This is a genomic window from Acinetobacter schindleri CIP 107287 (assembly GCF_000368625.1).
GTDB classification, from domain to species: domain Bacteria; phylum Pseudomonadota; class Gammaproteobacteria; order Pseudomonadales; family Moraxellaceae; genus Acinetobacter; species Acinetobacter schindleri.
Genome location: NZ_KB849575.1, coordinates 355,355 through 365,191, shown reverse-complemented (window position 1 = coordinate 365,191; position 9,837 = coordinate 355,355). Strand labels below are relative to the sequence as shown.

Below are 9,837 nucleotides of genomic sequence, written 5' to 3'. Positions count from 1 at the left end.
TTACAGTCATCAAATTAGGGGCGTCGCCAAGTGGTAAGGCAGCGGGTTTTGATCTCGCCATCCGTTGGTTCGAATCCAGCCGCCCCTGCCATTTTCTCAAAAAAGACAGGACATAGTTTTGCAGTAAGAGTGTTAATTTACCTTGACACAATACCGCAAAAATATTAAAGTTCTGCCGCATTAGGGGTATCGCCAAGTGGTAAGGCAGCGGGTTTTGATCTCGCCATCCGTTGGTTCGAATCCAGCTACCCCTGCCATCTATTCCCATATTTCCTAACCGCCAAGGGTGCTTCATGCCCAATCTTGTCGTTTTTAGTGGAACCGCGCATCCACAATTCGCTCAAAAAGTCGTAAGCCATTTACACATTCCTCTAGGTGCTGCATCTGTTTCTACCTTTTCTGATGGTGAAATTGCTGTAGAAATCACTGAGAATGTACGTGGTAAAGACGTATTTATCGTACAACCTACTTGTGCCCCAACGAACGACAACCTGATGGAAGTCCTCGTGATGGCTGACGCGCTGCGTCGTGCAAGTGCTGGTCGTATTACCGCCGTTATTCCTTACTTCGGTTATGCCCGTCAAGACCGTCGTCCTCGTTCTACCCGTGTACCAATTACCGCAAAAGTTGTTGCAGATATGCTGACAACTGTGGGTATTGACCGTGTAGTGATGATCGACCTTCATGCTGACCAAATCCAAGGCTTCTTCGATATCCCTGTAGACAACATCTACGGTACTCCAGCATTGCTTGCTGACTTACGTCAACAACAGCATCATAACCTGATGGTTGTTTCTCCTGACGTTGGTGGTGTAGTACGTGCTCGTGCTGTTGCGAAACAGATGGGTGATATCGACCTGGCAATCATCGATAAACGTCGTCAAAAAGCGAATGAATCACAAGTGATGCATTTGATTGGTGATGTAAAAGATCGTGACTGTGTCATTGTTGATGACATGGTGGATACAGCGGGTACGCTTTGCAAAGCAGCTGATGCATTGAAAACTTTCGGTGCTCGTAAAGTTGTGGCTTATGCAACTCACCCGGTACTGTCTGGTAAAGCGATTGAAAATCTTAAAAATTCTGTAATCGACGAACTGGTTGTAACTGATACCATTCCGCTTTCAGAAGAAGCTTTATCTCTTGGTAAGATTCGCCAGGTTTCAGTAGCAAGCATGGTTGCTGAAACAATTCGTCGTATTAACAACGAAGAATCTATTAGCGCAATGTTCGATTCTTATCTATAATATAGCGCTGAATTTCCAAAGCCCTGCCATTTGGCGGGGCTTTTACTCACTAGATTGGTCGCAGATCTAGTCAATTAAACTTAAAATAGGATGTCTATCATGGCAAACTTCGTATTAAACGCAGCAGCACGTGAAGAAGCAGTACAAGGGAAAGGTGCGAGCCGCCGCCTTCGTCTTCAAAACAAAGTGCCTGCAATCATCTACGGTGGCGAAGCTGCTCCTGTAGCTGTTACTCTTGAACTTCGTGAGCTTGTTAAAGCTTTAGAAAGCAATGCTTTCTTCGAAGAAGTTGTTGAAATCAACATCGACGGCAAAACTGAAAGCGTTAAAATCCAAGCGCTTCAACGTCATCCAGCTAAAAACACACCTATGCACGCTGACTTCAAACGCGCATAAGTGTTGATGGTGTAAATTAGTGTCAAATATTTCACTGATTATAGGTTTGGGCAACCCAGGTTCTGAGTATGCCCAGACCCGCCATAATGCAGGCTTCTGGTTCGTAGAACGCCTTGCCGACCAATATGGCATTTCCCTCAAAAAAGACCCAAAATTCAATGGATTTAGCGGTCGTGGCAATATCGAAGGTCAAGACGTCCGTCTACTTCTTCCAACAACATTCATGAATCTTTCTGGTAAAAGTGTTGTTCCCTTTGCCAAATTCTACAACATCGCTCCTGAGTCAATCCTGATCGCACATGATGAGCTGGATATGAATCCAGGAATCATTCGCCTGAAAACTGGCGGTGGTCACGGTGGTCACAATGGTTTACGCGATATCGTGCCGCACATCGGTCCGAACTTCCATCGCTTACGTATCGGTATTGGTCACCCAGGTTCTAAGGAACGCGTGTCCGGTCATGTACTGAGTAAGGCACCAAGCAGTGAGCAGGCTTTAATGGATGATGCGATTGCACATGCCATGAATCGCATCAAGATGCTGGTCAATGGTGAAGTACAACAGGCCATGAATCAAATCAATGCCTATAAACCAAACTGATCATTCTATAAATTGTTGAATAATCTTTCTTGCCATCTTTCGTATTTCAGAGCAAAATGCGGTTGCTTGATTGTTCACAATATCTCAAGTCAGACTGATTTAACCATAAGATCAAACTCTTAGGTCCACCAAGGAGACGCTACATGCTATCTCGTTTATTAAAAGCTAAAATCCACCGTTGTGTCGTAACACAAGCAGAATTACATTATGAAGGTTCATGTGCAATTGATGGCGTTTTGATGGATTTGGCAGGCATCCGCGAATATGAAGAAATTCATATGTGGAACGTGACGAATGGTAAGCGTTTTACCACTTATGCAATCCGCGGTGAAGAAGGTTCAGGCATCATTTCTGTTAATGGTGGCGCTGCGCTGCAAGCAGATGTCGGTGATCTAATGATTATCGCGACTTTCGGTGATTTCACTGAAGCTGAAGCAAATGCCCACAAACCACGCCTTGTCTATGCAAATCCAGACAACACGGTGAACCACACAGCGAACTGTATTCCTGTGCAAGTAGCTTAAGTCCAAGATTTTAAAAAGCCCGCAATGATGCGGGCTTTTTTATTGAAAAATACTTCTAAAAATAGATCTTAATTAACTGCCTTGTACCCAGTCTTTTTGGCTTTCGCAATTTAAAGCTCGCAGATTCTGATCCACTAGATTCGCCAATAAAGCCTGTCCATTGTCTTTAACTTTAATCTCGGCATATTTTGCGTTGCGATAGCACGGCTCCAATCCTTCTGCAAACATAAAGCTATTCGCTGCCGGATATAAATTGGCTAATCGGTTGGAAGGATTTTTTAAAATAAGTGACATTGAAGTTTCTGGAGCAATTTTCAAAAGACTTTTATCCAGGCTAGTTTGAATCACATGATGCTGATCATCTAGCTGTATATAGCTTAGAAGATGTGTCTGATCCTGAATACGCTTTTCTAAGGCTGCAATTTTCTTATCCGCTAAACTACCCTCTTCTCCACGATCCGCTTCAGCATCACCCTCGAAATGCAGCTCATAATTCAGTGCCATATAATCGCCTTGCAAGATTGAGCGCGGATCGACCGGAGCAAGCTCGACGAAAATGGACTGGCTGTTCGCTAAATGCTGTTCATGTTTCAGGATTAATCCCACAAAGAGCAGAATACTGAATCCGGCCAGAATCAGAGGAAGAAACTTTTTCATGCAGTTTCCTCCTGACCAGGTCTAATCCTTACCTGCTTTAAGCCATAGACCATGCACCAAACCATGAGACCTGAGATGAAAATCGTGAGGCTCTTTACCAGGAAACTCAGCCCCAGATTGTAATACAGCATCCATAACCAAAAGATCAGCAATAAAATCGACAGAGCTTGAATCAGTTGTTGCTGATAGACTACAGCCCAAGCCATGAGCAGCATAATGATAAAAATTTCAAAATAGCCCAGCAGGATCAGTAATAAACCCAGAACCGGAACTAGCCAGAGCCATTTTTCAGAAAATTGCTGTCTGTTTTGCCAAATAAAACTGAACAACAGTAAGCTCGGAAAAATATAAAACAGCAGGACTTGGTCAAAGCTGATCTGGCCGATGCTCTGCCAGTGCTCTAATCCGGTTACCGCCTGAACCACCGCTGAACCTGTCAGCATGGCAATCATCCAGAGAAAGATACTTTTCTGATAATGCGAAGATTGCCAATAACGCGCTGTTAGGAATAGTCCGATGAAAATGACATAGTTCAAGCTGAGTATGATACTGATCACCATGTCATCATGTTTAAAAGAATTCTCTAAGACCAGAACCACGATTGCTAATGCATGCGTCATCAGCAGCTGCAGGGTCAAAATAGACCAGTGCATCCGTTTGATGGTAGTAAGCCCCAGCATTAATAATTGCAGCAGCAAGACTACAAACATACTGTCGGTGAGCAGTTCTGTATGAATTAAAACTGCTGCCTGACCACAGATCCACAAGCAATAGGCAAACTGGCGCATAAAAACTGAAGTCTGCTGACCCAGCAGTTTCCAGGCGATGCCTATAAAGATGATCCCCATTAAGATCGAAAAGGCTTCCCAGTAAGTCAGTAACAGGACTGCAAGAATAATCCCGGAAATCCAAGCACCGAGTGCCAGAGGAATCACGGAGAATTTGGTTTGTGGAAAAATTCTATTTAAAGCAAAACTAATTAAGGCAAACCAGCCAAAAATCAGCACAGCTAGCACAAATAGTCCAGTAGCTGAATTGGTCAGTTGATTTTCAACCAGGTCAAATACCCATAAGCTCACACTGGCAGCCAAACCTGCAATGAGAAGAATGGCTTCTAGCGCCTGATGTTTCCTATAAAAATAAAATGCGGCACCTGTCGGTAAAACAACTGAAGAAGCTAAATAGATCAGCTTAGAGTGATGAATAAACTGCATCATGCTGCTGATCGAAATCACGATCACACATGCGATAAACAGAAAACGTAGCAGCGCGTAATAGCGCATGGCATACGCAAAGCTAAGTGCTGTCAGCAAATTTAGACCGAGCAAATACAACCCTTCTGCTCTTCCCATCCAGAAGCTCTGTTTAAAATACAGATACAACGTCAGCTGGCTCACTACGCAAAGCATGACAAAAATGCCAATATTGGAGCGATAGAGCCATGGTAAGAGCAAGGCTGACCAGAGCAAAAATAACAGATAACTATCTGCGCCAGTTTGATAAATCTGCCCAATCACTGCCAGACTTAAACCCAGCATGAGACCAGATACTGTATCCAGACTCTGTCTCACCCATTCCTGCTGGTCGAAGTAAATACTTGCTGTTGCACTACAGAGTAAAATCAGCATCGGGATTGCCAGCTGAACCGGATCCGGCAGCATCCACCAGTTCGCTGCCATTAAATACAGCAAACTGACCGTGATGAGTGCCAAGCCCAAGATTTTTAAATAACGTAGTACTTCTACATTGCAGAACAGCAAGGGCGAAAATTGATTATTTCGGATCAGCTCAGTTTTATGCATTGTTAGAATGATTGAAGGATTTCTAATCTTCCTCACACCATAGCATGTTTCCAGTATTTTGCTAAAAACCTGGCTAATTCAGATTATCTGTTTTGTTTATCTAAAATTCTGCAAATTACTTTCCATTTCAACCATCCCATCTTTTTAAAATCAGGACTATAATGCTCTTACATCGCTTCAGGGCGGGGTGTGATTCCCCACCGGTGGTAATTTCAGCTTTTTATAATTAGGCTTGAATTAGCCCACGAGCGGTCAATTTCGATTGATCTGCAGATCTGGTGCAAATCCAGAGCCGACGGTATAGTCCGGATGAAAGAAGACGAAAGCAGCACCAAGGCTGTATGCTGTGCATACACCTGTTTTTGCTATAAGCCTATTTTCACTCAGTCCTGAAATGTTCAATCATATTTTTAGTTTAGGTGAGCATTTCAATGTCAAGTTTGATTCAACCCGAAATTTTCTTTTCTGCTTTAGCCCCTGCTGAACAACGTATCCTTCAGGCACTCGAAAATCTCCGCCAAGGAAAACCTGTCCTGGTCATGGATGATTTTGACCGTGAAAATGAAGCCGATCTGATTGTGGCAGCTGAAACTTTAACTGTAGAAACCATGGCGCGTATGATTCGTGATGGTTCAGGCATCGTTTGCTTATGTCTGACTGATGAGCTGGCAAATCATTTAGAGTTGCCACCAATGGTACAAGATAACTCTAGTCAGTTTAAAACTGCCTTTACTGTAAGTATTGAAGCAGCAGAGGGTGTAACAACCGGTGTTTCTGCCAAAGACCGCACGACTACAATTAAAACAGCGATTAAAGACGGCGCAGTTGCCAGTGATCTGAATCGTCCTGGTCATGTATTCCCATTACGCGCCCGTGAAGGTGGTGTCTTAACCCGGCGTGGTCATACTGAAGGTACTATTGACCTTGCGCGTCTGGCTGGTTTAAAACCTGCCGGAGTGTTGTGTGAACTGACCAATCCGGATGGCAGCATGGCTTCTGGTATTCAGGTTCTGTCATATGCACAGACGCATCAACTGACCCTAATTACTATTGATGAACTGGTACAGTACCGTCATCAACACAATATATAAGTCTATTTAAAAAAGAAAATCCCGGCATTTGGTCCGGGATTTTTTGTGTCGTATATATTGATTGAATTAACTGAAGATGGAATAAATCCCATATAAAGCAACCATTAACAAGATCAAGCCGCATAGCCCCAGTAAATGCGGATAAAGCTGAGACCGAGATAATCGCTGAAAACCCAGATACACCAGTGACAGGGTGAGGAAATCCAGAACAATCCAGCTAATTGTCAGAATCACCAAGCTTAAATCGAGGTTTGGGCTAATGCCTATAAATTGCGGAAAAAAGGCGGCAAAGAAAATAATATCCTTGGGATTAGAAATACCTACCAGAAAACCGGTACGAAAGCCGCCCTGTACCGGCTGCAGGCTTTGTGGTCCAGTTGATCCCTGCCCTTGCCAGATTTCTCTGAAAATCTGAATTCCCAGCCAGGCAATATAAAAACAGCCAAGTAGCTTAATGCCATTCAGCCAATTTTCGTTAACAACCAGAAGACCTTTTAGACTGAGAATGGATAAACCAATCAGAACCAGTGAGGCAAAGTTAGTCCCGAAAATAGTCCGCAAGGCATGCTTATAGCCGCCTTTGAGCCCGGCACTAGCGACCAGTAACATTACTGGCCCGGGTGTCGCGATCATGATTACTACGGCCAGACAATACAGCAGATATTCGGTAATATTCACCCCATTCCTCCTTGTCTAATATAGTCAGCATAAAAAAAGAGGACCTACTCGTCCTCTTCTTCCATTTGGATCAGATGCTGACTCATCCCATCAGCACGCAAGAATGCCAGATCATAACTGGCTTTTGCCAATGCCAATACTCGACGTTCAAATTCATCCCAAATCGGACGTACCTGTTTGTAATGAATGCCTAGGCCACTCTCATCAGTCAAATGCCGGTTTTTTTCACACAATTTTAATGCATGGTAGAGCTTACGCCCTTTACTGGCATCATCACGCAACCGCACCCGCTTGGACAATACAAATTTCTCGACATGGGCCACATCTGCCAGAGGTAGCATCGGGACTAGAATCTGATCAAGTTGTGCATCCAGACGTTGCCATACTGCGTTATGCTGTTCAGCCGTATAGGTATTCCACTGAATCACTTCATGATTAAAACGGCGACAACCGCGACATACCGCATCACCAAATACGGTCGAGCAACGCCCTGCACATGGGGTTAAAGATGCAATACGACGATCTGAACTCAAAACTTACTCCAACATTGCTGATCATTTCAGCACAGGCAGGTCTGCAATAATACCGGGTCGGGCAAGACTATACACGCTCTCCTGCATGAATTGAAGTCCCTATAAATGCTATGGGTTTTACTCGCATAATCATGCAAATCACGTTAAAATGTGCGCCTTTCAAATATCATGCTACGTTGGAGTATTCCATGAACGCTACTGTAGAACAGCTTGCACCTGTAGAACAGCAAGCGACGACTGGTTGGGTTGTTGCCGCACTTTATCAATTTAAGGAAGTTCAAGACCCCGCAGGTCTTCAGCAACGCCTCCTTGACCTGGTAAAAACCATCGACCTTTGCGGTACTCTAATTGTAGCAGGCGAAGGCATTAACGGTACCGTTGCAGGTAACCGTGAAGCCATCGACAAAGTACATCAGTTCCTTCTGGACGAAGGCTTCAACGAAATGGAATACAAGGAGTCTCATAGCTCTGACAAGCCATTCCGTAAGATGAAGATCAAACTGAAGAAAGAAATCGTGACTTTAGGTGTACCTGTTAAGCCACGTGATCTTGTCGGTCATTATCTTGATCCTAAAGAATGGAATGAGCTGATTGCGCGTGATGACGTGATTCTGGTCGATACCCGTAATGACTACGAATACAAGGCCGGTACATTTAAGGGTGCGATTGACCCGAAAACTGAAACTTTCCGCGAATTCCCAGAATACGTGAAACAGAATCTGGAACAGCATAAAGACAAGAAAATTGCCATGTTCTGTACAGGCGGGATCCGTTGTGAAAAATCGACCTCTTTACTTCTTCAAGAAGGCTTTACTGAGGTTTATCACCTGAAAGGTGGTATTTTGAAATATCTGGAAGAAACCCCACCAGAAGAGAGCCTATGGGAAGGTGAATGTTTCGTATTTGATGGCCGTACTGCCGTAACTCACGGTATGGAAGAAGGCCAAAATACTAAATGTCACGCATGTGGCTGGCCACTAACTCCCGAGGAAGCAGCATTACCAAGCTATGAACACGGTGTATCTTGTGTGTACTGTATTGACAAAACAACTGAGAAGCAAAAAGAAGGCTTCCGTATGCGCCAGTCACAAATCCTCGCTGCAAAACGTAAACGTTTATAATGTGTAGAATGTAACTAGATGTATAAAAGCCCTCATTTGAGGGCTTATTGTTACACAAACTTCACAATCTAAATAAAAATCTCAACACGCTTTTACCAAGATTCCCCTTTAAAAAGAAAAAGTCTTGATAATCTATATACAGTAATCATTTTCCACCTAAGTGTTTAATTACTAAATATATTTTTTATATGAAAAGGAACACAAAATGGCAAAATCCTACGCAAAATATGAAGATAATATTGTTCAGTTTCAACGCAAGGATCAAGTAAAAGTACAGCGGACTGTTGAAGTCATGGACCAGCTGGAACATGAATCACATCTTTTTATTGTTGTGCTAGGAACTGTTATTGGTGCGATCTTAGCGCTATTTATTGGCTATCACATCAACACTGGCATCGTGCAATTTTTGCTATTAAGTATATTGCCAGTATTCAGTGCCTATCTGCTGCGTCGAGTTTATATCTATACCCTCACGCATAGCTAATTTGTGCGATCTACAATTTATCTACTTTACCCATTCTGGAATACTCCGTAGGATAAAAGCAGTATTTTCAATTAACTGCTGCTTATGAATCTGACTGACTGGATTATTTCTATTATGGAACAGCTGGGCTATTGGGGTATTGCCCTGCTCATGTTCCTCGACAATGTCTTCCCGCCTATTCCCTCTGAAATCATTATGCCATCTGCGGGCTATTCCGCGTCCCAAGGTCAATTAGTACTGGTCGGCGTGATCATTGCGGGTTGCCTCGGCTCCCTGCTGGCTGCTGCCTTACTTTACTGGATTGGTTATAAATTCAGTCATGAATCGATTTTCAGATTTGTCGACCGCTATGGTAAATATCTGTTTATTAAATCTGATGATGTAAAAAAATCTTTAGCATGGTTCGAGCAGTATGGTCATCGCATTGTTTTTGCTGGACGTATGATTCCCGCAGTGCGCTCCCTGATCAGTATTCCTGCTGGAATGAGTCGTATGCCCTTCTGGAAATTCATGTTTTATAGCAGCTTGGGAACAATCATCTGGACGACTTTCCTGGCCTGTGTTGGATTTTATTTCGGCGAAAATCAGAACTTGATGCATCAGATTTTTAGCAAGGTCAGTTACATCATTATTGCAATTGTAGCGATTATTATCGGCTGGGTTCTGTACCGTAGACATCAACGCAAAAATCGTCCATCCTGAA

12 protein-coding genes, 2 tRNA genes and 1 riboswitch are annotated in these 9,837 nt (G+C 43.4%); of the genes, 10 read left to right on the top strand and 4 right to left on the bottom strand.

The features are described 5' to 3' along the window. Positions 1-16 precede the first annotated feature (16 nt). The 6 genes from F955_RS04910 (at position 17) to panD (ending at position 2,768) form a co-directional block, all read left to right on the top strand. Positions 17-91, top strand: a tRNA-Gln gene (locus F955_RS04910). Between the two features lie 91 nt (positions 92-182). After that, positions 183-257: transfer RNA gene (locus tag F955_RS04905), tRNA-Gln, on the top strand. Positions 258-293: 36 nt separating this feature from the next. Next, positions 294-1,247, top strand: coding sequence for a ribose-phosphate pyrophosphokinase (locus F955_RS04900; protein ID WP_004891961.1), 954 nt, complete (start codon positions 294-296; stop codon positions 1,245-1,247). A 99-nt stretch (positions 1,248-1,346) separates the two neighbouring features. After that, complete coding sequence (gene rplY, locus F955_RS04895) at positions 1,347-1,643, top strand: 50S ribosomal protein L25 (RefSeq protein ID WP_004891957.1); 297 nt, start codon at positions 1,347-1,349, stop codon at positions 1,641-1,643. 19 nt (positions 1,644-1,662) lie between these two features. Continuing rightward, positions 1,663-2,244 carry an aminoacyl-tRNA hydrolase gene (pth, locus tag F955_RS04890; protein WP_004891955.1) on the top strand — a complete coding sequence of 194 codons (582 nt, stop codon included), beginning with the start codon at positions 1,663-1,665 and terminating at the stop codon, positions 2,242-2,244. Positions 2,245-2,387: 143 nt separating this feature from the next. After that, complete coding sequence (gene panD / locus F955_RS04885; RefSeq protein ID WP_004891952.1) at positions 2,388-2,768, top strand: aspartate 1-decarboxylase; 381 nt, start codon at positions 2,388-2,390, stop codon at positions 2,766-2,768. Between the two features lie 72 nt (positions 2,769-2,840). Here the strand turns inward: panD and F955_RS04880 are convergent, their stop codons facing one another. Together F955_RS04880 and F955_RS04875 are read right to left on the bottom strand one after the other, a co-directional pair. After that, positions 2,841-3,425 carry a GDYXXLXY domain-containing protein gene (locus tag F955_RS04880; protein WP_004891949.1) on the bottom strand — a complete coding sequence of 195 codons (585 nt, stop codon included), beginning with the start codon at positions 3,423-3,425 and terminating at the stop codon, positions 2,841-2,843. Then, positions 3,422-5,227 (bottom strand): DUF2157 domain-containing protein, encoded by a 1,806-nt coding sequence (locus F955_RS04875; protein WP_004891946.1) that lies wholly within the window; start codon positions 5,225-5,227, stop codon positions 3,422-3,424. The genes F955_RS04880 and F955_RS04875 overlap by 4 nt, the downstream gene beginning before the upstream one ends. 170 nt (positions 5,228-5,397) lie before the next feature. Further along, positions 5,398-5,552, top strand: a riboswitch (FMN riboswitch). Positions 5,553-5,658: 106 nt separating this feature from the next. On the opposite strand from F955_RS04875, the gene ribB reads away from it, so the two are divergent. After that, positions 5,659-6,318 (top strand): 3,4-dihydroxy-2-butanone-4-phosphate synthase, encoded by a 660-nt coding sequence (gene ribB, locus F955_RS04870; protein ID WP_004891945.1) that lies wholly within the window; start codon positions 5,659-5,661, stop codon positions 6,316-6,318. Between the two features lie 66 nt (positions 6,319-6,384). Here the strand turns inward: ribB and F955_RS04865 are convergent, their stop codons facing one another. Together F955_RS04865 and F955_RS04860 are read right to left on the bottom strand one after the other, a co-directional pair. Further along, positions 6,385-6,996 (bottom strand): LysE family translocator, encoded by a 612-nt coding sequence (locus tag F955_RS04865; protein ID WP_004891942.1) that lies wholly within the window; start codon positions 6,994-6,996, stop codon positions 6,385-6,387. Between the two features lie 44 nt (positions 6,997-7,040). Further along, on the bottom strand, positions 7,041-7,529 hold the full coding sequence (locus tag F955_RS04860) for a DUF1289 domain-containing protein (RefSeq protein ID WP_004891939.1): 489 nt from the start codon (positions 7,527-7,529) through the stop codon (positions 7,041-7,043). Positions 7,530-7,717: 188 nt separating this feature from the next. On the opposite strand from F955_RS04860, the gene trhO reads away from it, so the two are divergent. From trhO to F955_RS04845, 3 genes are all read left to right on the top strand, one after another. Then, entirely contained in the window at positions 7,718-8,650 is a 933-nt protein-coding gene (gene trhO / locus F955_RS04855; RefSeq protein WP_004891935.1) for an oxygen-dependent tRNA uridine(34) hydroxylase TrhO, read from the top strand. Between the two features lie 205 nt (positions 8,651-8,855). Then, a complete protein-coding gene (locus tag F955_RS04850; RefSeq protein WP_004814898.1) occupies positions 8,856-9,134 on the top strand; it encodes a hypothetical protein in 279 nt (92 codons plus the stop codon). Positions 9,135-9,218: 84 nt separating this feature from the next. Continuing rightward, positions 9,219-9,836: a DedA family protein gene (locus F955_RS04845; RefSeq protein ID WP_004891933.1), complete on the top strand. Its 618-nt coding sequence runs from the start codon at positions 9,219-9,221 to the stop codon at positions 9,834-9,836. The last annotated feature ends 1 nt before the right edge of the window (position 9,837 follow it).